The following is a 25,148-nucleotide window of genomic DNA, read 5'->3' as shown; positions in this document are numbered from 1 at the left end:
AGGCAACTCGGTCCATCAGGTGCCCACCACCATGCATAACCCCTGCGCCCTGATCCCGGTCTACAACCACGAATCCGCCGTGCCCGCCGTGGTCCGCAGCCTGCTGGACCATGGCCTGCCCTGCCTGCTGGTGGACGATGGCAGCAGCCCGGCCTGCGCCGCCGTGCTGGCGCAACTGGCAAGCCTGGATAACGTGTCGCTGCTGACCCTGCCCGTCAATCAAGGCAAGGGCGCGGCAGTGATGGCCGGCTTTCGCGAAGCCGCGCGCCTGGGCTTCACCCACGCCCTGCAAGTGGACGCCGACGGCCAGCACGACCTGCGCGAAGTCGCGCTGTTTCTCGACGCCTCGCGCACCCACCCCGACGCGGTGATCTGCGGCTACCCCGAATACGACGACAGCGTGCCCAAGGGCCGCCTCTATGCGCGCTACCTGACCCATGTCTGGGTGTGGATCAACAGCCTGTCGCTGCAGATCCGCGATTCGATGTGCGGCTTTCGCATCTACCCCCTGGCACCGGTGCTGGCCTTGATGGACTCGGCACGGATCGGCAAGCGCATGGATTTCGACTCCGACATCCTCGTGCGCCTGTCATGGCGCAACCAGCCGATGCGCTGGCTGCCGACCCAAGTGCATTACCCGGCCGACGGCCTGTCGCACTTTCGCCTGGTCCACGACAACCTGCTGATTTCATCCATGCACACCCGGCTGTTTTTCGGCATGTTGCTGCGTGCGCCAATGATCCTCTGGCGACGGTGGCAGGCATGAGCGACAACCCCCGGCACTGGGCCGACCGCCAGGAACGCGGCAGTTTCTGGCTGATGAAACTCACCGCATTCGCCGCCAAGGTCCTCGGGCGCCGGGTGCTGAGCCCGCTGCTGTATGGCATCGTCCTGTACTTTTTCGTGTTTGGCCGTGCCGCGCGCCAGAGCATCTGGCAGTACCAGCAGCGCCTGGCCGACTGGAGCGGGCGCGACGACCTGCGCCCCAGCCACACAAGGGTGTTCGGCCAGTTCATGGCTTTCGCCGACGCCTTGCTGGACAAGCTCGACGTATGGAACGGCAAGCTGCGCCTGGAACAGATCGAAATCATCGACCCGGCCCAATTGCGCGGGCAACTGCGCGGCGAACGCGGGCAGATGTTGGTGGGCGCGCACCTGGGCAACCTGGAAGTGTGCCGGGCCCTCGCGGAGCTGGGTGAGAAAGTCACCATGAACGTGCTGGTGCACACCAAACACGCCGAACAGTTCAACCGCCTGCTGGGCGAAGCCGGGGCGAGCAACCTGCGGCTGATCCAGGTCAGCGAGCTGGACCCGGCGGTGATGCTGCTGCTCAGCCAGCGCCTGGACGACGGCGAATGGCTGGCAATTGCCGGCGACCGCATCCCGCTGCACGGCGGGCGCACGGTGCGCGTGGATTTTCTCGGCCATAGCGCCGCCTTCCCCCAGGGCCCATGGCTGCTGGCCGGCCTGCTCAAATGCCCGGTCAACCTGCTGATGTGCCTCAAGCACCAGGGGCGCTATCGGCTGATCATCGAGCCCTTTGCCCCATTGATCGAATGGAAACGCAGCGACCGCCAGCAGGTGATCGCCCACTGGGCCGCCCGCTACGCCGAACGCCTGGGCCAGTTCTGCCTGCAAGCGCCCCAACAATGGTTCAACTTTTACCCTTTCTGGAAGACCGATGACGACGCATCTGCTTGAGCCGGTAACCTTCGGCGAACTCCCTTTGCGCATCGAAGACGTGCTGGCCCTGGCCAACCGTCAGGCGCCCACCCGCCTGCAAGACGATGCCGGGTATCGCCAGCGCATCGCCAAGGGCGCGCAGTTCCTCGATTCGCTGCTGGACAAGGAAGGCGTGATCTACGGCGTCACCACCGGCTACGGCGACTCGTGCGTGGTGGCGGTGCCGTTGCAGCATGTCGAGGCATTGCCGCGTCACCTGTACACCTTCCACGGCTGCGGCCTGGGCAAGTTGCTCGACGCCCAGGCCACCCGTGCGGTGCTGGCGGCGCGTTTGCAGTCGCTGTGCCACGGCGTGTCCGGGGTGCGGGTTGAACTGCTGGAGCGCCTGCATGCGTTCCTTGAACACGACATCCTGCCGCTGATCCCGGAAGAAGGCTCGGTGGGCGCCAGCGGCGATCTGACGCCGCTGTCGTACGTAGCCGCGACCTTGTCCGGCGAGCGTGAAGTGCTGTTTCGTGGCGAGCGCCGCCTGGCCGCCGACGTACACCGTGAGCTGGGCTGGACGCCGTTGGTGCTGCGGCCCAAGGAAGCCCTGGCGCTGATGAACGGCACCGCCGTGATGACCGGCCTGGCTTGCCTTGCCTTCGCCCGCGCCGACTACCTGCTGCAACTGGCCACGCGCATCACCGCGTTGAACGTGGTGGCGCTGCAAGGCAACCCGGAGCACTTTGACGAACGCCTGTTCGCCGCCAAGCCGCACCCCGGGCAGATGCAGGTTGCGGCGTGGCTGCGCAAGGACCTGGCCATCGACGCCCCGACCGCGCCGCTGCACCGTTTGCAGGACCGCTACTCGCTGCGCTGCGCGCCCCACGTCCTCGGCGTGCTGGCCGACAGCCTGAACTGGCTGCGTTCGTTTATCGAGATCGAGCTCAACAGCGCCAACGACAACCCGATCATCGACGCCGAGGCCGAGCGCGTGTTGCACGGCGGGCACTTCTACGGCGGGCATATCGCCTTTGCCATGGACAGCCTGAAAAACCTGGTGGCCAACGTCGCCGACCTGCTCGACCGGCAACTGGCGCTGCTGGTGGACGAGCGCTACAACCATGGCTTGCCGAGCAACCTGTCGGGCGCCCCGGCGGACCGCGCGATGATCAACCACGGCTTCAAGGCGGTGCAGATCGGCACCAGCGCCTGGACCGCCGAAGCGTTGAAAAATACGATGCCGGCCAGCGTGTTTTCGCGCTCCACCGAGTGCCACAACCAGGACAAGGTCAGCATGGGTACGATCGCCGCCCGCGATGCAATCCGCGTGCTGGAGCTGACCGAACAGGTGGCCGCCGCCACCTTGCTTGCCGCCAACCAGGGCGTGTGGTTGCGCGCCCAGGTCACGGATGCCAGGCCGTTGCCGCCGGCCCTGGCCGCGATGCACATCGAGCTGGCCAAGGACTTCCCGCCGGTGATCGAAGACCGTGCCCTGGAGGGCGAACTGCGCCTGTGCCTGCAACGCATCGCCGCGCAACACTGGAGGCTGCATGCGTAGCCCCGGCGTGTTGCATTGCGACACTGAAGTCCTCGTGCCCTTCTTCGACATCGACACGATGAACGTGGTCTGGCACGGCCACTACGTGAAATACCTGGAAATCGCCCGCTGCGCGCTGCTCGACAAGCTCGGCCACAACTACACGGCGATGCTCGAATCCGGCTATGCGTGGCCGGTAATCGACCTGCAACTGCGCTACGTGCGTGGCGCCACCTTTGGCCAGACCCTCAACGTGCGCGCCAGCCTGGTGGAGTGGGAGAACCGCTTGAAGGTCAACTACCTGATCACCGACCTTGCCAGCGGCGAACGCCTGACCCGCGCCAGCACCGTGCAAGTGGCCGTCGAGATTGCCAGCCGCGAGATGCAACTGGCCTCGCCCACCGTGTTCATCACCGCCGTCGAAAGGGCCCTGGAATGCTGAGCTTGCCCGCGATGGTCGCCAACAATAACGCGGGGGGCCTGACACTGCGCAGCGCCCTCCGGTTTTTCGCGAGCAAGCTCGCTCCTACAGAGGGGCGTCGAAAGGACTTCCCTGTGGGAGCGGGCTTGCCCGCGATGGTCGTCAACGATAACGCGGGGGGCCTGACACTGCGCGGCGTCCTCGGGTTTTTCGCGAGCAAGCTCGCTCCTACAGGGGTTGGGTTGTTTTTGAGTTTTGGGGCTTATGCCTTCGACTTGCAACAACTGAGCGATCAGTTGGCCAAGCCCTCGGTGATCCACGGCAGCTTCATCCAGGAAAAACACCTGCGCGCCCTGCCCCTGCCGCTGACCAGCAAAGGCACCTTCGTATTAGCCCGGGACCACGGCCTGCTCTGGCTGCTGAAAACCCCGCTGCAGCAGGACTACCGCATCAACGCCCAGGGCATTGCCCGGCGTGATGCCAACGGTTGGCAACCGCTGCCGAACAAAAGCGCCGGCGCCGAGCAGAACCGTTTGTTCCTGGCCGTGCTGCAAGGCGACAGCAGCGGCTTGCAGCGCGACTTCGAGTTGCAGCTGCAAGGCGAGGCCAAGGCCTGGAAACTCAAGCTGATCCCCCGTTCGCTGCTGCTCAAACAAGTGTTCACCCAGATCAATATCGACGGCGGCGAGTTGGTGCACACCATCGAACTGCTGGAAACCCAGGGCGACAGCACCCTGTTACGCATGCAAGACAGCACCAGCACGCAACCCTTGAGCGACGCGGAGCAACACGACTTTGCCCAGTGAGCGTTGGTTGCCGCGCCTGTTCCTGATCCTGCTGGTGGCGGTGCTGGCCCTGGCCGGCTGGCAATGGCGCGAGGGCGCGCCGTTATCGGCCAACCTGATGGATCTGGTGCCGGGCAACACCCCGGACGCGCTGGAACTGGCGGCCGAGCAACGCATGCAAGAGCCGCTGAACCGCGAGATGCTGGTGCTGGTCGGGCATGCCGATCGCCAGCACGCACTGGCCATGGCCCAACAGCTCGGTGAACAGTGGCAAGCCAGCGGCCTGTTTGAAAAGGTCACCTGGACCCTGCAGGCCGACCTGCCAGCCCTGCGCCAGCAATTGCTGCAAGGGCGCCTGGCGATGCTGTCGGCCAAGGACCGCGAGCAGTTGGTCAGCGAGCCCGAGGCGTTTATCGCGCAGCGGGTGCAGGCGCTGTTCGACCCCTTTACCGGCTTCAGCCTGGTGCCGAGCCAGGACGATTGGCTGGGCCTGACCGGACGCATCCAGAACAGCCAGCCGCAACACGGTGCGGTGCAGCTGGATATCGGCAGCGGCGCGTTGATTGCCGATGCCGACGGCAAAAGCTGGGTGCTGCTGCGCGCGCGTACCCAGGGCAATGCCTTTGATATGAAACTGCCGCTGCAAGTCGCCGACCTGCTGCAAGCCAGCCGCGACCAGGCCAGCGAGCAAGGCGTGCAACTGCTCGCCGCCAGCGGCCTGTTGTACGCGGCCAACGGCCAACAACAGGCCAGCCGCGAGATGACCTGGGTCGGCGGTGGCGCAACGGTAGGGATTCTGTTGCTGTTACTGCTGGCGTTCCGTCGCTGGCGGGTGTTGCTGGCGTTTGTCCCGGTGCTGGTGGGCATGCTGTTTGGCGCGGTGGCCTGTGTGGCGCTGTTCGGCCATATGCATGTGATGACCCTGGTGCTGGGCGCGAGCCTGATCGGCGTGGCCGTCGACTATCCGCTGCACTACCTGTCCAAGAGCTGGAGCCTGCACCCCTGGCGCAGCTGGCCGGCCTTGCGCCTGACCCTGCCGGGCCTGAGCCTGAGCCTGGCCACCAGTTGCATCGGCTACCTGGCCCTGGCCTGGACGCCATTCCCGGCGCTGACGCAGATCGCCGTGTTCTCCGCCGCCGGCCTGGTGGGCGCCTACCTGTCGGCGGTGTGCCTGTTGCCGGCGCTGCTCAACGGCCTGGACCTGCGCCCGGCGCAATGGCCGCTACGGGTCGCCGATTTTTTGCTGGGGGTACGTGAATCCTTGCTCAAGCGCCTGCCGAGCCAGGCGCTGCTGGTGCTGGCCCTGCTGTTCTGCGCCGGCGGCCTGTGGCAGTTGAACAGCAAGAACGATATTCGCCAGTGGATCGGCGCACCGCCGCAGTTACTGCAAGAAGCCCAGGCCATTGCGCGCATTACCGGCTACCAACCCACCAGCCAGTTCTTCCTGGTGCGTGCGGACAATCAACAACAGTTACTGGAGCGCCAGGCGGCGTTGAGCCAGCGCCTGGATCAACTGGTGCACATGGACAAGCTGCAGGGCTACCTGGCGCTCAATCAACTGGTCAGCACGCCCGGCGAACAGCAACACGTGCGCGAGGCCCTGAATCAACTGCCCGCCCTGTGGCAGCCGCTGCTCGACCTCGGCATCCCCGCCAGCGCCCTGCAAGCAGAGCTGGCGCAGTTGCAGGCGCTGCCCACCGCCGACATCGACGCCGCCCTCGCCGGCCCGCTGGCCGAGCCCTGGCGCCTGTTGTGGCTGGGCAATGCCGACGGCGGCGTGGCGGCGATGGTCAGCCTGCAAGGCCTGAACAACCCGGCGCTGCTGCGCATCCAGGCCCTGGACCTGCCGGGCGTGCAACTGGTGGATCGCCTCGGCGACTTGAACCAGGTATTTGCCGCGACCCAGGTCAGCGCCGCCGAACTGAAATTATTGTCCTGTGTACTGATCGTCTTGCTGCTGATCCTGCCCTTTGGCCTGGGCGGCGCGCTGCGCATTGTCGCCCTGCCGCTGTTGGCTGCGCTGTGCAGCCTGGCCAGCCTCGGGTGGCTGGGGCAACCGTTGACCCTGTTCAGCCTGTTCGGCCTGTTGCTGGTGACAGCGATCAGCGTCGATTATGCGATCCTCATGCGCGAACAGATCGGCGGGGCCGCGGTCAGCTTGCTGGGGACGCTGCTGGCCGCGGTCACCACCTGGCTGTCCTTTGGCCTGCTGGCGGTGTCCAGCACCCCGGCGGTGAGTAACTTCGGCCTGTCGGTCAGCCTGGGCCTGGCCTTCAGCTTTATGCTGGCGCCATGGGCCGGCCGCCAGGAACATGCGCAATGATGCCGACTAATTTTTTTTTGTTGAATGTGATGATCGCCAACCCGGCAAGGAGCCACAGTGCCCACAGTTGAAATGGAACGTCGCCAGGTCGTGGTGATCGGGGCCGGCCCGTCCGGTGCCATTGCGGCCGCGCTGCTCAAGCGTAACGGGCATGATGTATTGATCATCGAGCGCGAGCACTTCCCGCGTTTTTCCATCGGCGAAAGCCTGTTGTCCCATTGCATCGACTTTATCGAAGAGGCCGGCATGCTCGAGGCGGTCAACGCCGCCGGCTTCCAGCTGAAAACCGGCGCCGCGTTTGCCTGGGGCGAGCGCTACAGTGCTTTCGATTTCGGTGACACCTTCAGCGAAGGCAAACCCACAACCTTCCAGGTCCAGCGCGCCGACTTCGACAAGTTGCTGGCCGATCAGGCGGCGTTGCAAGGCGTGGAGATCCGTTACGGCCAGACCCTGGTCGGGGTGGATTTCGCCGCGGGCCACCGCTACCTGCATGTACGCCGCGAAAACGGCCGCGAATACCACATCAAGGCCGGCTTTGTGCTCGACGCCAGCGGTTACGGCCGCGTGCTGCCACGCCTGCTGAACCTTGAGGCGCCGTCAAACTTCCCGTTGCGCCAGGCGGTGTTCACCCACGTCGAGGACCGTATCGAACATCCGGGCTTCGACCGCAGCAAGATCCTCATCACCACCCACCCGACCCAGCGCGATATCTGGTTCTGGACCATCCCGTTCAGCAACGGCCGCTGCTCGGTAGGCGTGGTCGCGGCCAAGGAGCATTTCGACGGTTGCGATGGGGATCTGGATGCCTGCCTGCGCGGCTTTATCGAGCAAACCCCGAGCCTGTCCAAGGTGCTGGCGAACGCGGTCTGGGATACCCCGGCGCGGACCATCGGCGGCTACTCGGCAAACGTCACCACCTTGCATGGCCCGGGCTTTGCGCTGCTGGGCAATGCCGCAGAGTTCCTCGACCCGGTGTTCTCTTCAGGCGTGACCATCGCCATGCGCTCGGCCAGCATGGCGGCAGGTCTCCTGCACCGCCAACTCAAGGGCGAAAGCGTGGACTGGCAAACCGAGTTCGCCGCACCACTCAAACGCGGGGTCGATACCTTCCGTTGCTACGTCGAAGGCTGGTACGCCGGCACCTTCCAGGATGTGATCTACCACCCTGGCAGCTCGCCGGAAATCCGCCGCATGATCAGCTCGATCCTCGCCGGTTATGCCTGGGACGAGCGCAATCCCTTTGTCAGCGAACCCAAGCGCCGCTTGCGGATGCTCTCGGAAATCTGTGCGGGGGAAAACCTATGAGCAGCCCACCTGTGTCTAAAGAGTACTTGAGCAAAAACTACGTCGAAGAAACCAAGTTCGGCTTCTGGTTCCTGCGCAGCCACACCTGGCAACATCACGTACTGCGCGTGGCAATCAACGACCTGCGCAACCTGTTCAGCACGCCGTTGCCGGAGGCGCCGGTGCTGCTGGATGCCGGTTGTGGCCAGGGCAAGTCGTTTAGCTATTTACAGCAGGTGTTCGCTCCCAAGCGCCTGATCGGCCTTGACGCCGACCCGCACAGCCTCGACCTGAGCCGTGCCGAAGCGGCGCGCCAGGGCATTGAGATCGAGTTGATCGGCAGCGATTGCGCCACCCTCAAAGTGGCCGATGAAAGTGTCGACATCCTGTTCTGCCACCAGACTTTCCACCACCTGGTGGAGCAACAACGGGCACTCACCGAGTTTTATCGAGTGCTCAAGCCCGGCGGCTACCTGCTGTTTGCCGAGTCCACCGAAGCCTATATCGACACCTGGGTGATTCGCTGGCTATTCCGTCACCCGATGCATGTGCAGAAAAGTGCCGATGAGTACCTGGAGATGATCCGCGAGCAGGGTTTCGAGTTTGGCCCGCAGAACGTGTCGTACCCGTACCTGTGGTGGAGCCGCTCGGCAGACTTCGGCCTGCTGGAGCGTTGGGGCTTGCGCCAGCCCAAGCCGTTTGGCGAGCGTGAAGAGACGTTGGTGAATGTGGTTGCACGCAAGCCACTCACAGGCCCGCCAGCTTGATCCGCGCGCTGTTGATCGGCTGCCTGTTGCTGCTGGCCGCATGCGCCAGCCAGCCGCCGCTGCCGGTGCATACACCGAGCCTGGCGTTGCCCCTGCAATTGCATATCGAGCGCGAGCAGGACGGCCAGCGCCAGGACTGGTTGCTGGTGATCCAGCGCGAAGGCGAGGCCTTGCGCTGGTCGCTGATGGACCCGCTGGGCATCCCCCTGGCCCGGCAAAAGCTGGTGGCCGGCAGTTGGCAGGCAGATGGCCTGCTACCGCCCAACCCCCAGGCCCGCGAGCTGTTTGCGGCGCTGCTGTTTGCCCTGACCCCGGCCGCCGAAATGCCCGGCAACTACCCCCAAGCCCGTGAAGACGATGGCGTACGGGTACTCAAGCCGCACTGGCAGGTGATCTACCGCGCCCCCTTGACCTTCAGCGTGAACATGCCCGGCCAGCACCTGAACTACCGCGTCACCGCGCTCGAGAGCAGCCCATGACCGCCTACCTCAATGCCCTGGGGATCATCTGCGCCCTGGGCCGTGGCCAGCAGCAAGTGCGGCGCAATCTGTTTGCCGGGGATTGCTCGGGCATGCGCGCCGAGAGCGGCTGGGTGCCCGAGCGAGTACTGCCGGTGGGCAGCGTGCCTGGCGAACTGGTGCCACTGCCGCCGCACCTGGCGCAACAGAGCAGTCGCAACAACCAGCTGTTGCTGGAGGCCGCCTTGCAGATCGAAGGCCCGATCCGGCAGGCGATCCACACCTTTGGCGCCTCGCGTATCGGGGTGGTGCTGGGTACCAGCACCTCGGGCATCGATGAGGCCAGTCGCGGCATCGCCCATTACCTGCGCGAAGGGCAGTTCCCCCAGACCTATGACTACCGCCAACAAGAGCTCGGCGCCCCGGCCAACTTCCTCGCCGACTGGCTGCAACTGAGCGGCCCGGCCTATGTGATTTCCACCGCCTGCACCTCCAGCGCCCGCGCAATGATGAGCGCACGCCGCCTGCTGGACCTGGGCCTGTGCGATGCGGTGCTGTGCGGCGGGGTCGATAGCCTGTGCAAGCTGACCCTCAATGGCTTCACCTCGCTGGAGGCGGTGTCTTCCGAGCGCTGCAACCCGTTTTCGCTGAACCGCAACGGCATCAATATCGGCGAGGCGGCGGTGCTGTTCCTGATGAGCAAAACACCGGCGCCCATCGCCCTGCTGGGCAGCGGCGCCAGTTGCGATGCGCACCATATTTCTGCGCCGGAGCCCAGCGGCAAGGGCGCATTGCAGGCGATGAGCAAGGCCCTGGCCAGTGCAAAATTGGCACCGGCGCAGATCGGTTACCTGAACCTGCACGGCACCGCGACCCAGCATAACGACGCCATGGAAAGCCTGGCCGTGGCCACCCTGTTTCCGGCTGGCGTGGCCTGTTCCTCGACCAAGCCGCTGACCGGCCATACCCTCGGCGCTGCCGGGGCACTGGAGGCTGCGTTCTGTTGGCTGAGCCTGGTCGAGGGCACACTGGCGCCGCATATCTGGGACGGTCAAGCCGACCCGGCGTTGCCCGCCCTGCGCTGGGCCAAGGTCGGCGACACCCTGGAAAAACGCTGCCTGATGAGCAACTCGTTTGCCTTCGGCGGCAACAACGTCAGCCTGATTATCGGAGACGCCCCATGAGCCATTGGCCACTCGCCGAACTGCTGCCCCACGCCGGGGACATGATCCTGATCGACCAGGTGTTGGCATTCGATGAAGAACAGATCCACACCCGCGTCACCGTCAAGCCCGGCGGCCTGTTCAATCGCCCCGACGGCAGCCTGCCGGCCTGGGTCGGCGTCGAGTTGATGGCGCAAAGCGTGGCCGCCTATGCCGGCTGCCGCGCGCGCCAGAACGGCGAAGCGGTGGAGTTGGGCTTCCTGCTGGGCACGCGCAAGTTCGAATGCAATGTCGAGTACTTTCCCCTAGGTGCCGAACTGACCATCCACGGCCTGCGCTCCCTGGAAGACGACAACGGCATGGGTGTGTTCGAATGCCACCTGACCGGCGACGGGATCCAGGCCAGCGCACGCCTGAACGTATTTCGACCGCCCCAGGCGGCCAACTATTTAGCTGAATCGAAGGACACGTGTCATGACTGAATCCGTACTGGTCACCGGCTCCAGCCGGGGTATCGGCCGCGCTATCGCCCTGCGCCTGGCCCAGGCCGGCCATGACCTGGTGCTGCATTGCCGCAGTGGCCGTGCCGAGGCGGATGCCGTACAGGCCGAAGTCGAGGCCCTGGGCCGCAAGGCGCGGGTGCTGCAATTCGATGTGGCGGACCGTGCCACCTGCAAGCAGATCCTTGAAGCCGACGTAGAAACCCACGGTGCCTATTACGGCGTGGTGCTCAATGCCGGGCTGACCCGCGATGGCGCGTTCCCGGCGTTGTCGGAGGACGACTGGGACGTGGTGATGCGCACCAATCTCGATGGTTTCTATAACGTGCTGCACCCGGTGATGATGCCGATGATCCGGCGGCGCGCGGCCGGGCGCATTGTGTGCATTACTTCGGTCTCGGGGCTGATCGGCAATCGTGGCCAGGTCAATTACAGCGCGTCCAAGGCCGGCCTGATCGGCGCCGCCAAGGCCCTGGCCATTGAGCTGGGCAAGCGCAAGATCACCGTCAACTGTGTGGCTCCGGGCCTGATCGACACGGCAATGCTCGATGAAAACGTGCCGGTGGAAGAACTGATGAAGATGATCCCCGCGCAGCGCATGGGCACCCCCGAAGAAGTCGCCAGTGCGGTGAACTTCCTGATGTCGGCGGAAGCCGGCTACATCACCCGCCAGGTCCTGGCCGTGAACGGGGGCCTGTGCTGATGAAACGTGTGGTAGTCACCGGCATGGCCGGCATGACCTCCCTGGGCTGCGATTGGGACACCATCGTCGCCAACTTCCGTGCCCAGCGCAGCGGTATCCGGCGCATGGACGAGTGGGATCGCTTCAGCGAACTGAACACCCGTTTGGCCGGGCCGATTGACGACTTTGTCGTGCCGGCCCACTGGACCCGCAAGCAACTGCGCAGCATGGGCCGGGTTTCGCGCCTGGCGGTGTGGGCTGCCGAACAGGCGTTGCACGACGCCGGCCTGCTGGGCGATGCGTCGATCAAGGATGGACGCATGGGTGTGGCCTGCGGCTCATCCACCGGCAGTACCGATGAGATCAAGGCGTTCGGCAATATGCTGCTCAACTCGGTGGCCGAGGGCCTGAACGCCAACTCCTATGTGCGCATGATGCCGCACACCACGGCGGCCAATATCAGCATCTTCTTTGGCCTCACCGGGCGCCTGATCCCCACCTCCAGCGCGTGCACCAGCGGTAGCCAGGGCATCGGCTACGCCTATGAAGCGATCAAGTTCGGCCGCCTGCCGCTGATGCTCGCCGGCGGCGCCGAAGAGCTGTGCCCCACCGAAGCCATGGTGTTTGACGCGCTCTACGCCACCAGCCTGAAAAACGACGCCCCGCAGACCAGCCCACGGCCCTACGACAGTGGTCGCGACGGCCTGGTGATTGGCGAGGGCGGCGGCATGCTGGTGCTTGAGGAGCTGGAGCATGCCCTGGCCCGTGGCGCGCATATCCATGCCGAGATCGTCGGTTTTGGCAGCAACGCCGACGGCCAGCACACCACGCGCCCCGAGCAGGCCACCATGCGCCGGGCCATGGAGCTGGCCCTGGAAGATGCCGGCCTGGCGCCGGATGCCATCGGCTATGTCAACGGCCACGGTACCGCCACCGAACAAGGCGACATTGCCGAAACCCTGGCCACCAGCAGCCTGTTCGGCAGCCGCATGCCCATCAGCTCGCAAAAGAGTTTCCTGGGCCATACCCTGGGCGCCTGCGGGGCGCTGGAGTCGTGGTTCAGCATCGAGATGATGAACCGCGACCAATACGTGCCGACGTTCAACCTCGATCAAGTCGACCCACGCTGCGGCGAACTGGATTACCTGCGCGGCGAGTTCCGCCAGATGCACAACGATTACGTGATGAACAACAACTTTGCCTTTGGCGGCGTCAACACGTCGCTGATCTTTCGCCGCTGGCAGTAAGCCTTTTATCTGATTGGAGAGAACGCAATGTCTTCGTTGCTACGCGCCACCCTCATCGCCCTGACCCTGCTGACCGCTGCCGGCTGTACCAGCAAGCCGGTACTCAATACCCAGCACGCACTCGCCGCCAACGAGCAGGTCAGCGAAGCGAAAATGAAACAGAGCATCCTCACCGCGCTGGACAAGCGCAACTGGACCGTACAACGCGCCGACCCACGCCTGATCCAGGCCCAGATCAACGTGCGCAACCGCTACTACGCCGAAATCGACATCCGCTACACCGGCACCAGCTACGCCATCACCTACCGCGACAGCCAGGAACTGGGCTACAAGGACGGCAAGATCCATCGCAACTACAACCGCTGGGTGAGCATGCTCGACCGCGACATCATGGCCGGGCTGCGCTCCAATGGCGCAGCTGAAGCGGGCACGGCGGCGCAGTTGTTCAAGGAGACGGGGACGTCGAAGCAGAACTGATCGGCGCCTGAAAAACCGGCATCTACCTAGCACCAGAAACGACAAAGGGCGCCTTTCGGCGCCCTCTTCACAAGCAGGCTGGCTTGTCATCGCCTTGACAGCCAAAAACTGCTCACGGGAAAGTTCAGCGATTTTGTCAAATCAACACGCTGCCTTCTTTGGGCTGATAGAGAAGTGTCATCCATGTCACTCAGTGAAAAAGAAACGATTCTGCGCAACGCCAAGGCAAATCACTAAATCGGTTCCGTTACCTGATATGTGACCGCGGTTACACCAACGCCTTGCGCGTCAGCAGTTCGACAAACGCCTTGGCCATGGGTGACTGCTGGTCCTTGCGCTGCACCAGCCACACCGCCGTTACCGCCTCCGGGTCGAGCAAGGTGCGGTAGACCACGCCATCGATGCGGATGCGCTGGTACGACGCCGGCAACACCGACACCCCCAACCCCGCCGCCACCAGGCCGATGATGGTCATGGCCTCGCCGGCCTCCTGGGCGAAGTGCGGGCTGAAGCCGGCGTCGCGAGCCAGGCTGAGTAACTGGGCGTACAAACCGCTGCCATAGGCCCGTGGGAAAAACACAAAAGGTTCGTCGGCCAACTGCGTCAGATGCAAGCCCCGCTCGCTGCCTTGCGCCAACGGATGGCCGGCACTGAGCACCGCCACCAGGGGCTCACGCATCAACTCCACGACACTCAGTGAGTCCGGCAACGGCAACGGGCGCATCAAGCCGACCTGGATCGACTCATCCACCAGCGCACCCGCCACTTCGGTACTGCTCATTTCCTGCAGGTTCAGGTGCACCGCCGGGAAGGCCTGGCGAAAAGCAAAAATCGCTTGTGGGATGCTGGAGTTGAACGGCGCCGAAGAGGTGAAGCCAATCTTCAGTTCACCCAGTTCCCCCAACTGCGCACGGCGCGCCACATCCGCAGCCTTGTCGACCTGCGCCAGCACCAGGCGGGCTTCCACGAGGAACAGGCGCCCAGCCTCGCTCAGTTCGACCCGACGATTGGTGCGCTCGAACAGCCGCGCGCCGACCTGCTGTTCCAGCGCCTGGATCTGCTGGCTCAAGGGCGGCTGGGAGATCCCCAAAACCTGGGCGGCCCGGCCGAAATGCAGCTCTTCAGCCACGGCGATGAAGTAGCGCAAGTGGCGCAATTCCATGAAAACCTCATTAGGTCGTAAAAGCTATCAAACAGGTCGAACAATATATTGGAAAGAATCATTAGCCAGCTATATTCTTTTTTGCATGGCCAGTCCTGGCTGCCTTTGCTTGCCGAGGTCCCGCGTGAAAGCTGCTGTCGCTCCACTTGTCCAAGAACGTCCGCCCACTGCCCTGGATGAGGTGGTGGCGCAGCTCAACGACGTGTACATCGAAAAAGGTACGCCGATGTTTATGCGTACAGTGCTGGCGCTGTTTTCCGGCGGCTTTGCCACCTTTGCCCTGCTGTATTGCGTACAACCGATGATGCCGGCGCTGTCCCACGAGTTTTCCATCAATGCCGCGCAGAGCAGCCTGATCCTTTCTGTCTCCACCGCGATGCTCGCCTTTGGCCTACTGATCACCGGGCCAGTTTCCGATCGCCTGGGGCGCAAGCCGGTGATGGTCACCTCGCTGTTCTGCGCTGCGGTGTGCACCATCGCCAGCGGCCTGATGCCGACCTGGGAAGGGATCCTGTGGATGCGCGCGCTGCTGGGCCTGTCCCTCAGTGGCCTGGCTGCCGTGGCCATGACCTACCTCAGCGAAGAGATCCACCCGCAGCACATCGGCCTGGCCATGGGCCTGTATATCGGCGGCAATGCGATTGGGGGCATGAGCGGGCGCCTGATCACTGGCGTGTTGATCGACTTTGTCAGCTGGCATACCGCAATGCTGGTCATCGGCGCGCTGGCGCTGATTGCGGCGACGGTGTTCTGGAAAATCCTGCCGCCCTCGCGCAACTTCCGCGCCAGCAGCCTCAAGCCGCGCAATTTGCTCAATGGTTTCGTCATGCACTTCAAGGATGCCGGCCTGCCCTGGTTGTTCCTCGAAGCCTTCTTGCTGATGGGCGCCTTTGTCACGCTGTTCAACTACATCGGCTACCGCTTGCTGGCCGATCCCTATGACCTGAGCCAGGCGGTGGTGGGCTTGCTGTCGGTGGTGTACCTGTCGGGCATCTACAGCTCGGCGAAGATTGGCTCGCTGGCCGACCGCCTGGGCCGCCGCCGCGTGCTGTGGGCCACCATCGTGCTGATGCTCGCTGGCATCACCCTGACCCTGTTCGGCCCGCTGTCACTGATCATCATCGGCATGCTGATCTTCACCTTCGGCTTCTTCGGCGCCCACTCGGTGGCCAGCAGCTGGATTGGCCGCCGCGCAGTCAAAGCCAAGGGCCAGGCTTCGTCGCTGTACCTGTTCAGCTATTACGCGGGGTCGAGCATTGCCGGGACGGCCGGTGGGTTTTTCTGGCACTACGCCGGCTGGAACGGGATTGGCGGGTTTATCGTCGCGCTGCTGATCGTGGCATTGCTGGTGGCGTTGAAGCTGGCCAAGTTGCCACCGCTCAAACTGTAGGAGCTGGCTTGCCAGCGATGTGGCCCGAAGAATCACCGCAGGGCTCAGGCATGTCATCGCCGGCAAGCCGGCTCCTACAACAATCGTCAGCTAATAAAAAACCGGCCTGAGCCGGTTTTTTATTAGCTGATGCTTACTCGTGATACTGCGCCGACAACTCATGCACCGCCCGCAGGAACGCGCCCGCATGCTCCGGGTTCACTTCCGGGGTGATGCCGTGGCCGAGGTTGAACACGTGGCCGCTGCCCTTGCCGTAGCTGGCGAGGATGCGGCCCACTTCGGTGCGGATCGCTTCCGGCTTGGCATAGAGCACGGTCGGGTCCATGTTGCCTTGCAGGGCCACCTGGTTGCCGACGCGGCGACGGGCTTCGCCCAAGTCGCAGGTCCAGTCCAGGCCCAGTGCATCGGCGCCCGCATCGGCGATGCTTTCCAGCCACAGGCCGCCGCCCTTGGTGAACAGGATCACCGGCACTTTGCGGCCTTCGTGTTCGCGGATCAGGCCGCTGACGATTTTGCGCATGTAGGCCAGGGAGAACTCCTGGTACGCAGCCGCCGACAGGTTGCCACCCCAGGTGTCGAAGATCTGCACCGCTTGCGCGCCGGCCATGATCTGGCCGTTGAGGTAGGACACGACCGACTGCGCCAACTTGTCCAGCAGCAAGTGCATGGCTTGTGGGTTGTCGTAGAGCATGGCCTTGGTCTTGCGAAAGTCTTTCGACGAGCCGCCTTCGACCATGTAGGTGGCCAGGGTCCACGGGCTGCCGGAGAAGCCAATCAGCGGTACGCGGCCGTTGAGCTCACGGCGGATGGTGCTGACGGCGTCCATCACGTAGCCGAGGTCTTTGTGCGGATCGGGGATCGGCAGGGCTTCGATATCGGCCAGGGTGCTGATCACTTTCTTGAAACGTGGACCTTCGCCGGTTTCAAAGTACAGGCCTTGGCCCATGGCATCGGGGATGGTCAGGATATCGGAGAAGAGGATGGCCGCATCCAACTGTGGATAGCGGTCCAGCGGCTGCATCGTGACTTCACAGGCGAACTCCGGGTTCATGCACAGGCTCATGAAATCGCCCGCGTTGGCGCGGCTGGCGCGGTATTCCGGCAGGTAGCGACCGGCTTGACGCATCATCCACACGGGGGTGACGTCTACGGGTTGCTTGAGCAGGGCACGAAGGAAACGGTCGTTCTTGAGGGCAGTCATGTCGGCATCCGCAAAAAAAGTGCGGGCATTTTCTCAGAGCCGGACGCAAAAGGCACGGTTACAGGTCAGCCTTTTGTCTATCGGGTCAATTTGTCGCAATGGCTGGCAGCACAAACCTCAATAGGCAATGGGGTTTGTGTAGGAGCTGGCTTGCCTGCGATGGCATCAACTGGGCCTGGCTGACAGACCGAGTTGCCTGCATCGCAGGCAAGCCAGCTCCCACATTTTGATCCCGTTTCAACTCGGGATCAGATCAGACCTGCAAGTAGTCCAGGATGCCTTCGGCGGCGTTGCGGCCTTCGAAGATCGCCGTCACCACCAGGTCGGAGCCGCGCACCATATCGCCACCGGCGAAGATTTTCGGGTTGCTGGTCTGGTGCTTGTACTGGCCCTGTTCCGGGGCCACGACGCGGCCCTGGCTGTCAGTCTGGATCTGGAACTGCTCGAACCACGGCGCCGGGCTTGGGCGGAAGCCGAAAGCGATGACCACGGCGTCGGCCGGGATGATCTCTTCGGAACCCGGGATCGGCTCGGGGCTGCGGCGGCCACGGGCGTCCGGTTCGCCGAGACGGGTCTCGACCACCTTCACGCCTTCGACACGGTCTTCACCGACGATAGCGATCGGCTGGCGGTTGTAGAGGAACTTCACGCCTTCTTCCTTGGCGTTCTTCACCTCTTTGCGCGAGCCGGGCATGTTGGCTTCGTCGCGGCGATAGGCACAGGTCACCGACTTGGCACCCTGGCGAATCGAGGTGCGGTTGCAGTCCATCGCGGTGTCACCACCGCCGAGCACCACGACCTTCTTGCCTTTCATGTCGACGAAATCTTCCGGCGACTTTTCAAAGCCCAGGTTGCGGTTGACGTTGGCGATCAGGAAGTCGAGCGCGTCGTACACGCCCGGCAGGTCCTCACCGGCAAAGCCGCCCTTCATGTAGGTGTAGGTGCCCATGCCCATGAACACGGCATCGTATTCTTCGAGCAGTTGCTCCATGGTCACGTCTTTGCCGATCTCGGTGTTCAGGCGGAACTCGATGCCCATGCCGGTGAAGACTTCGCGGCGATTGCTCAACACGGTCTTTTCCAGCTTGAACTCGGGGATGCCGAAGGTCAGCAGGCCGCCGATTTCCGGGTTCTTGTCGAACACCACCGGGGTCACGCCGCCACGTACCAGCACGTCGGCACAACCCAGGCCCGCCGGGCCCGCGCCGATAATCGCGACGCGCTTGCCGGTGGGCTTGACCTTGGACATGTCCGGGCGCCAGCCCATGGCGAATGCGGTGTCGGTGATGTACTTCTCCACCGAACCGATGGTCACCGCGCCGAAACCGTCGTTGAGGGTGCACGCACCCTCGCACAGACGGTCCTGGGGACAAACCCTGCCGCAGACTTCCGGCAGGGTATTGGTCTGGTGCGACAGTTCGGCGGCGGCGAGGATGTTGCCCTCGGCCACCAGCTTGAGCCAGTTGGGAATGAAGTTGTGCACCGGGCACTTCCATTCGCAATACGGGTTACCGCACCCCAGGCAGCGGTGGGCCTGGTCGGCCGAGTGCTGGGGTTTGAAGGGCTCGTAGATTTCCACGAACTCTTTCTTGCGTTGACGCAACAGTTTCTTCTTCGGATCTTTGCGCCCGACATCGATGAACTGGAAGTCGTTATTCAGACGTTCAGCCATGTTAAAACCTCATCAAACTCTTCAGGCGCATATCACTGCGGGTTGGCACGGATGCTGGAAAGCAACGATTTCAAGTTGGCAGCCTTGGGCTTGACCAGCCAGAAACGACGCAGGTAATCATCGAGATTCTCGGCGAGGTTACGGCCCCATTCGCTGCCGGTTTCCTCGACGTACTCGTCCAGCACGTGCTGCAAGTGGTTCCGGTAGGACTCCATGGCTTCGCCGCTGATCCGCTGGATCTCGACCAACTCGTGGTTGACCTTGTCGACGAAGGTGTTGTCCTGGTCCAGCACGTAGGCGAAACCGCCAGTCATGCCCGAACCAAAGTTGTAACCGGTCTTGCCCAACACGCAGACAAAACCACCGGTCATGTACTCGCAGCAGTGATCGCCAGTGCCTTCGACCACGGTGTGGGCACCGGAGTTACGCACGGCGAAACGCTCACCGGCGGTCCCTGCGGCGAACAGCTTGCCACCGGTGGCGCCGTACAAGCAGGTGTTGCCGATGATGGCACTGTCCTGGGTCTTGTAGATGCTACCCACGGGCGGGACGATCACCAGCTTGCCGCCGGTCATGCCCTTGCCCACGTAGTCGTTGGCGTCGCCTTCAAGGTACATGTGCAGGCCGCCGGCGTTCCACACGCCAAAGCTCTGGCCCGCGGTGCCCTTGAAGCGGAAGGTGATCGGCGCCTTGGCCATGCCCTGGTTGCCGTGCTTGCGCGCGATTTCGCCGGAGATCCGCGCGCCGATGGAGCGGTCGCAGTTGCAGATATCCAGGGTGAATTCGCCACCGCTGGCGTCGTTGATCGAGGAGCCGGCCATGTCGACCATTTTCTCGGCCAACAGGCCCTTGTCGAACGGTGGGTTGCGGTCGACCTGGCAGAATTGTGGCTTGTCTGCCGGGATGTGATCGCTGCCCAACAGCGGCGTCAGGTCCAGATGGTGCTGCTTGGCGGTCTGGCCCTGGAGGATGTCCAGCAAATCGGTACGCCCGATCAGCTCTTGCAGGGAGCGCACGCCCAGCTTGGTCAGCCATTCACGGGTTTCTTCGGCGACGTAGGTGAAGAAGTTCACCACCATGTCGACGGTGCCGATGTAGTGATCCTTGCGCAGCTTCTCGTTCTGCGTGGCCACGCCGGTGGCGCAGTTGTTCAGGTGGCAGATGCGCAGGTATTTGCAGCCCAGGGCAATCATCGGCGCGGTGCCGAAGCCGAAGCTTTCGGCGCCGAGGATCGCGGCCTTGATCACGTCGAGGCCGGTTTTCAGGCCGCCGTCGGTCTGCACCCGGACCTTGCCGCGCAAGTCGTTGCCGCGCAGGGTCTGGTGGGTCTCGGCCAGGCCCAGCTCCCACGGTGCGCCGGCGTACTTGATCGAGGTCAGCGGCGAAGCGCCGGTGCCGCCGTCGTAGCCGGAGATGGTGATCAGGTCGGCATAGGCCTTGGCCACGCCAGCGGCGATGGTGCCGACGCCGGCTTCCGCGACCAGTTTCACCGAGACCAGGGCCTGCGGGTTGACTTGCTTGAGGTCGAAAATCAGCTGCGACAAGTCTTCAATCGAGTAGATGTCGTGGTGCGGCGGTGGCGAGATCAGGGTCACGCCCGGCACGGCATAACGCAGCTTGGCGATCAGTCCGTTGACCTTGCCGCCTGGCAACTGGCCGCCTTCACCGGGCTTGGCGCCCTGGGCGACTTTGATCTGCAGTACTTCGGCGTTGACCAGGTATTCCGGGGTTACGCCGAAACGGCCAGTGGCCACCTGCTTGATTTTCGAGCTTTTGATGGTGCCGTAGCGCGCCGGATCTTCGCCGCCTTCGCCGGAGTTGGAACGCGCACCCAGGCGGTTCATGGCTTCGGCCAGAGCTTCGTGGGCCTCGGGCGACAAGGCGCCCAGGGAGATACCGGCGGAGTCGAAGCGTTTGAGGATCGACTCCAGCGGTTCGATTTCGCTGATAGCCAACGGCGTGTCCAGGGTTTTCACCTGGAACAGGTCGCGGATCATCGACACCGGGCGGTTATCCACCAGCGCGGTGTATTCCTTGAACTTGGCGTAGTCGCCCTGCTGCACAGCGGCTTGCAGGGTGCTGACCACATCCGGGTTGTAGGCGTGGTATTCGCCACCGTGCACGAACTTGAGCAGGCCACCTTGCTGGATCGGCTTGCGCGCGCTCCAGGCCTCCAAAGCCAGGGCTTTCTGTTCGGCTTCGATATCGACGAAACGCGCGCCCTTGATGCGGCTTGGCACACCACGGAAGCTCAGCTCGCAGACTTCTTCCGACAGGCCGATAGCCTCGAACAACTGCGCACCACGGTACGAGGTGACGGTGGAGATGCCCATCTTCGACAGGATCTTCAACAGGCCCTTGGTGATGCCTTTGCGGTAGTTCTTGAACACTTCGTACAGGTCGCCCAGCACTTCGCCGGTGCGGATCAGGTCGCCCAGCACTTCGTAGGCCAGGAACGGATACACCGCCGAGGCGCCAAAGCCGATCAGCACCGCAAAGTGGTGCGGGTCGCGGGCGGTGGCGGTTTCGACGAGGATGTTGGAGTCGCAGCGCAGGCCTTTTTCGGTCAGGCGGTGGTGGACCGCGCCGGTGGCCAGCGAAGCGTGGATCGGCAGCTTGCCCGGGGCGATATGGCGGTCGGTCAGCACGATCTGGGTACGACCGGCACGCACGGCTTCTTCAGCCTGATCGGCGACGTTGCGCACAGCAGCTTCCAGGCCGAGGCTCTCGTCGTAGTTCAGGTCGATGATCTGCCGCTCGAAGCCTGGACGCTCCAGGGTCATCAACGAGCGCCACTTGGCCGGCGAAATCACCGGCGAGCTGAGGATCACGCGCGAAGCGTGCTCTGGCGATTCCTGGAAGATGTTGCGCTCGGCACCGAGGCACACTTCCAGGGACATGACGATGGCTTCACGCAGCGGGTCGATCGGTGGGTTGGTCACCTGGGCGAACTGCTGGCGGAAATAGTCGTACGGCGTGCGCACGCGCTGGGACAGCACGGCCATCGGCGTGTCATCGCCCATGGAGCCGACGGCCTCGTAGCCTTGCTCGCCGAGTGGGCGCAGCACCTGGTCGCGCTCCTCGAACGTGACCTGGTACATCTTCATGTACTGCTTGAGCTGGTCGACGTCATAGAAAGCCGAACCGTGGTCGTTGTCTTCCATGGTCGCCTGGATGCGCAGGGCGTTCTTGCGCAGCCATTGCTTGTACGGGTGACGCGACTTCAAGCGGTTGTCGATGGCATCGGTGTCGAGGATCTGCCCGGTTTCGGTGTCCACGGCAAGGATCTGGCCAGGGCCGACGCGGCCTTTGGCAATCACGTCCTGCGGCTGGTAGTTCCACACGCCGACTTCAGACGCCAGGGTGATGAAGCCGTTGGTGGTGGTCACCCAACGCGCCGGGCGCAGGCCGTTACGGTCGAGCAGGCACACCGCGTAGCGACCATCGGTCATGACTACGCCGGCCGGGCCGTCCCACGGTTCCATGTGCATCGAGTTGTACTCATAGAACGCCCGCAGATCGGGGTCCATGGTCTCGACGTTCTGCCACGCTGGCGGAATGATCATGCGCACGCCACGGAACAGGTCGATGCCGCCGGTGACCATCAGTTCGAGCATGTTGTCCATGCTCGAGGAGTCGGAACCCACGCGGTTGACCAGCGGGCCGAGCTCTTCGAGGTCCATCAGGTCGTTGGCGAACTTGGTGCGACGGGCCACGGCCCAGTTGCGGTTGCCGGTGATGGTGTTGATCTCGCCGTTGTGGGCGAGGAAGCGGAATGGCTGGGCCAGCGGCCATTTCGGCAGGGTGTTGGTGGAGAAGCGCTGGTGGAACACGCAGATCGCGGTTTGCAGGCGCTCATCGCTCAGGTCTGGATAGAAGGCGGTCAAATCCGCCGGCATCATCAGGCCTTTATAAATGATGGTCTTGTGGGAAAAGCTGCAGATGTAGTGGTCGGTGTCCAGGGCGTTGGCCACGGACGAGCGGCGACGCGAGGTGAACAGCTTGATCGCCATGTCCTGGTCGCTCAGGCCGTCGCCTGCGATAAACACTTGTTCGATCTGCGGCAGGCGCTCATGGGCCAGGCGGCCGAGCACGCTGGTGTCGATCGGCACTTTGCGCCAGCCGACGAGTTGCAGGCCGGCGGCGAGGATCTCGCGGTTCATGTTCTCGCGAGCGGCCTGGGCTTTGACCGGGTCCTGATTGAAGAACACCATGCCCACCGCGTATTGCTTGGGCAAATCGGCGCCGAAGGTTTCCTTGGCGACAGCGCGCAGGAACAGGTCGGGCTTTTGAATCAGCAAGCCACAACCGTCACCGGTCTTGCCGTCGGCGTTGATCCCACCGCGGTGGGTCATGCAGGTCAGGGCCTCGATGGCCGTTTGCAGAAGGGTATGACTGGGTTCGCCCTGCATATGGGCTATCAGGCCGAAACCACAGTTATCCTTGAATTCATCGGGTTGGTACAGACCTGCTTTCATAGACACTTTCTCACCAGGCTGCCTCTTACTTCGAGGCAAATTTCTTTTCAATTCAACCGGTTACCTTCCACGCCGAACGTACGCCGGCTTAGCGGGGGCAAAAGGGAGGTCATTGTACACACCGACACAGACGCCCACAAATTTGGCGACGAACTGTCGCAAATCTATGTCGCATTTATGAAAGGTTTAAAGCGATATGCTGTGCTAGTCAAAACTTTTTTAATTCTGACTGCTACTACTCAAAAGCTACTGTGAGGCAGACACCACAAAGCGCGCGGCCTTCAGGGCTGCACGCTTTGTTGTTTTTTTTGAGGTGCTGGGAGGGCGACCTGGGTAAGGTCGCCGGACTTCAGCGAGTTGTTGCGAGTTCTTGTTGAACGCTGGCAACAGTGCGAGGCCAAGGTTTACCAGCCTGAACCTTCGCTGGCAAGGCCTTGATCGCGGAATCGGCTGCCGCGCGGCTCGGGAAACTGCCGTAGGTGATCACGTAGAGAGGCTTGCCGTTGAGCACTTTCTTGAAATAACGGTACTCGCCGCCCTGCTCTTTGACGAACGCCTGGGCGTTGGCTTCGGAGCTGGTGCCGAGGATCTGCACCACGTAGTTCTTCGCCGGTTGGCTGCCGTACCAGCCGCTGCCGGCAGCGGCCTTGGCCACGGTCACCGGTTTTTCAGCAGGCTTGGCGACGGGTGCAGGCTTGGCCGCCGGGGCTGGCGTCGGCTTGACCACGGGTGCCGGGGTTGGCTTGGCGGTGGCAACCTGGGTCGGCGCAGGCGTCGGCTTGGCCGCAGGCACCGGGGCCGGGCTGGCTGTTGCACCAGGCGGCGGAGCCACGGTGGTGACGGTCGGTGGCGTGGCGCTGGAGCCTTCTACCGGCACGCCGTCGTCGCCTTCGGAAATGGCACCGGCCTCTTCTGCCAACGGGCCACGCATGACCGGCTGGCCGACCATCGGCAGGTTGGTAGGCTGGCCAGAGCCGGCAAACTCAACGGCTGGTGCGCCATTGGTAGTGGGCTTGCCCAGTGGCAGCTGCGCCTGCTCGGTCGGTGCACCTGGAGCAGTCGGGGCCTTGCTACGGCCGGGAATCAGCCAGGCGGCGGCAACGGCAACCACGACAACAGCAGAAATCGCCAGTACGTGTTTCTTCGGCATGGTGAACCCCATCTTTGGACGCTTAACCGCAGAGCGGCTGGCAATCATTGCTTCGATCATCGCATCCCGGGCCACCTGGTTGATGGTGCCAGGCCAGCCGTCGGAGCTTTCGTGAATATCAGAGATCTGCTGGGCAGAGAAAAGTTCGATGCCCTGGCCGGCACCTTCAAGGCGCTGGGCCAGGTACTCGCGGGTTTCTTCTTCTTCGTAGGGCTGCAATTCGATGACGTGAAACAGCTCTTGCTCGCCACTGAGCTGCTCCAGGTCGGCAATCAGCGACGCCTCACCGAACAGGAAGACATGGGGGCGCCCTTCCGGCGTACCCGCCGCCAGGGCGAGCAACGCTTCCAGGGCGGACTCGTCGAGCTGCTCGGCATCGTCCACCAGCAGGTAGACTTCCTGGCCGGTCAGGCCCAGTTGCACTACTTGCTTGAGAATTGCAGTCGGCTCGGCATTGGCCACGTCCAGCGCCTGGGCAACCTGGCGCAACACGCCTGCCGCGTCGCCGGCGCCACGGGCGGAAACCACCACGCTTTGCACCGATTGCTTGTTGGTGCTGGCCACCAGGGCCTGGCGCAGCAGGGTCTTGCCGCTGCCCAAGGGGCCAGTGACCACCAACAGCAACTGGCTGTAGCGAGCCAGGTGGTGCAACTGCCCCAGCACCGGCTTGCGCTGTGCAGGGAAAAACTTGAAACCGGGGACCCGTGGCGCAAAAGGGTCATGGCTCAACTGGTAATGGCCGAGGAAAGCCTCGTCGGCATGCAAACTAGTCATCGGGATCTG

Annotated in this window: 20 protein-coding genes; 15 read left to right on the top strand and 5 right to left on the bottom strand. The window is 63.4% G+C overall.

Going from position 1 to position 25,148, the window contains the following annotated elements; all coding sequences use genetic code 11:
- Nucleotides 1-31: 31 nt before the first annotated feature.
- From HBO05_RS10235 to HBO05_RS10170, 14 genes are all read left to right on the top strand, one after another.
- Nucleotides 32-766: a glycosyltransferase family 2 protein gene (locus HBO05_RS10235; RefSeq protein ID WP_172312534.1), complete on the top strand. Its 735-nt coding sequence runs from the start codon at nt 32-34 to the stop codon at nt 764-766.
- Entirely contained in the window at nt 763-1,701 is a 939-nt protein-coding gene (locus HBO05_RS10230) for a glycosyl transferase (protein ID WP_169952347.1), read from the top strand. The genes HBO05_RS10235 and HBO05_RS10230 overlap by 4 nt, the downstream gene beginning before the upstream one ends.
- Nucleotides 1,682-3,226, top strand: coding sequence for an aromatic amino acid ammonia-lyase (locus HBO05_RS10225; protein WP_169952349.1), 1,545 nt, complete (start codon nt 1,682-1,684; stop codon nt 3,224-3,226). Before HBO05_RS10230 ends, HBO05_RS10225 begins: the two co-directional genes overlap by 20 nt.
- The gene (locus HBO05_RS10220) at nt 3,219-3,647 is read left to right on the top strand and encodes an acyl-CoA thioesterase (RefSeq protein WP_170042399.1); all 429 of its coding nucleotides are present in this window, start codon (nt 3,219-3,221) and stop codon (nt 3,645-3,647) included. The genes HBO05_RS10225 and HBO05_RS10220 overlap by 8 nt, the downstream gene beginning before the upstream one ends.
- A 134-nt stretch (nt 3,648-3,781) precedes the next feature.
- Nucleotides 3,782-4,432: an outer membrane lipoprotein carrier protein LolA gene (locus HBO05_RS10215; RefSeq protein WP_172312680.1), complete on the top strand. Its 651-nt coding sequence runs from the start codon at nt 3,782-3,784 to the stop codon at nt 4,430-4,432.
- Nucleotides 4,422-6,734, top strand: coding sequence for an MMPL family transporter (locus HBO05_RS10210; protein ID WP_172312532.1), 2,313 nt, complete (start codon nt 4,422-4,424; stop codon nt 6,732-6,734). The genes HBO05_RS10215 and HBO05_RS10210 overlap by 11 nt, the downstream gene beginning before the upstream one ends.
- A 57-nt stretch (nt 6,735-6,791) precedes the next feature.
- Nucleotides 6,792-8,039: an NAD(P)/FAD-dependent oxidoreductase gene (locus HBO05_RS10205; RefSeq protein ID WP_346266879.1), complete on the top strand. Its 1,248-nt coding sequence runs from the start codon at nt 6,792-6,794 to the stop codon at nt 8,037-8,039.
- A complete protein-coding gene (locus HBO05_RS10200; RefSeq protein ID WP_170042395.1) occupies nt 8,036-8,785 on the top strand; it encodes a class I SAM-dependent methyltransferase in 750 nt (249 codons plus the stop codon). The genes HBO05_RS10205 and HBO05_RS10200 overlap by 4 nt, the downstream gene beginning before the upstream one ends.
- On the top strand, nt 8,782-9,264 hold the full coding sequence (locus HBO05_RS10195) for a DUF3261 domain-containing protein (protein ID WP_169952355.1): 483 nt from the start codon (nt 8,782-8,784) through the stop codon (nt 9,262-9,264). Before HBO05_RS10200 ends, HBO05_RS10195 begins: the two co-directional genes overlap by 4 nt.
- Nucleotides 9,261-10,427 carry a beta-ketoacyl-[acyl-carrier-protein] synthase family protein gene (locus HBO05_RS10190; protein WP_169952357.1) on the top strand — a complete coding sequence of 389 codons (1,167 nt, stop codon included), beginning with the start codon at nt 9,261-9,263 and terminating at the stop codon, nt 10,425-10,427. The genes HBO05_RS10195 and HBO05_RS10190 overlap by 4 nt, the downstream gene beginning before the upstream one ends.
- On the top strand, nt 10,424-10,888 hold the full coding sequence (locus HBO05_RS10185; protein ID WP_169952359.1) for a hotdog family protein: 465 nt from the start codon (nt 10,424-10,426) through the stop codon (nt 10,886-10,888). The genes HBO05_RS10190 and HBO05_RS10185 overlap by 4 nt, the downstream gene beginning before the upstream one ends.
- A complete protein-coding gene (gene fabG, locus HBO05_RS10180) occupies nt 10,881-11,609 on the top strand; it encodes a 3-oxoacyl-ACP reductase FabG (protein WP_169952361.1) in 729 nt (242 codons plus the stop codon). Before HBO05_RS10185 ends, fabG begins: the two co-directional genes overlap by 8 nt.
- Nucleotides 11,609-12,835 (top strand): beta-ketoacyl-ACP synthase, encoded by a 1,227-nt coding sequence (locus tag HBO05_RS10175; protein WP_169952363.1) that lies wholly within the window; start codon nt 11,609-11,611, stop codon nt 12,833-12,835. Before fabG ends, HBO05_RS10175 begins: the two co-directional genes overlap by 1 nt.
- 27 nt (nt 12,836-12,862) lie before the next feature.
- Nucleotides 12,863-13,312, top strand: a complete 450-nt coding sequence (locus HBO05_RS10170) for a hypothetical protein (RefSeq protein ID WP_169952365.1) — start codon at nt 12,863-12,865, stop codon at nt 13,310-13,312.
- Between the two features lie 268 nt (nt 13,313-13,580).
- Here HBO05_RS10170 and HBO05_RS10165 read toward each other — a convergent pair whose 3' ends face one another.
- Nucleotides 13,581-14,474 carry a LysR family transcriptional regulator gene (locus HBO05_RS10165; protein WP_169952367.1) on the bottom strand — a complete coding sequence of 298 codons (894 nt, stop codon included), beginning with the start codon at nt 14,472-14,474 and terminating at the stop codon, nt 13,581-13,583.
- 124 nt (nt 14,475-14,598) lie between these two features.
- Here HBO05_RS10165 and HBO05_RS10160 point away from each other — a divergent pair, with 124 nt between their 5' ends.
- A complete protein-coding gene (locus HBO05_RS10160; RefSeq protein WP_172312530.1) occupies nt 14,599-15,864 on the top strand; it encodes an MFS transporter in 1,266 nt (421 codons plus the stop codon).
- A gap of 133 nt (nt 15,865-15,997) precedes the next feature.
- Here the strand turns inward: HBO05_RS10160 and hemE are convergent, their stop codons facing one another.
- From hemE to HBO05_RS10140, 4 genes are all read right to left on the bottom strand, one after another.
- A complete protein-coding gene (gene hemE / locus HBO05_RS10155) occupies nt 15,998-17,065 on the bottom strand; it encodes a uroporphyrinogen decarboxylase (protein WP_169952372.1) in 1,068 nt (355 codons plus the stop codon).
- 253 nt (nt 17,066-17,318) lie between these two features.
- Nucleotides 17,319-18,737: an FAD-dependent oxidoreductase gene (locus tag HBO05_RS10150; protein ID WP_010213750.1), complete on the bottom strand. Its 1,419-nt coding sequence runs from the start codon at nt 18,735-18,737 to the stop codon at nt 17,319-17,321.
- 32 nt (nt 18,738-18,769) lie between these two features.
- Nucleotides 18,770-23,215 carry a glutamate synthase large subunit gene (gene gltB / locus HBO05_RS10145; protein ID WP_172312528.1) on the bottom strand — a complete coding sequence of 1,482 codons (4,446 nt, stop codon included), beginning with the start codon at nt 23,213-23,215 and terminating at the stop codon, nt 18,770-18,772.
- 349 nt (nt 23,216-23,564) lie between these two features.
- A complete protein-coding gene (locus tag HBO05_RS10140) occupies nt 23,565-25,139 on the bottom strand; it encodes an AAA family ATPase (protein WP_169952376.1) in 1,575 nt (524 codons plus the stop codon).
- Between the last annotated feature and the right edge of the window lie 9 nt (nt 25,140-25,148).

Origin of the sequence: Pseudomonas sp. WS 5079 (genome assembly GCF_012985465.1) — a bacterium.
Taxonomy (GTDB): domain Bacteria; phylum Pseudomonadota; class Gammaproteobacteria; order Pseudomonadales; family Pseudomonadaceae; genus Aquipseudomonas.
This window is presented reverse-complemented; position numbering and strand designations above follow the sequence as displayed.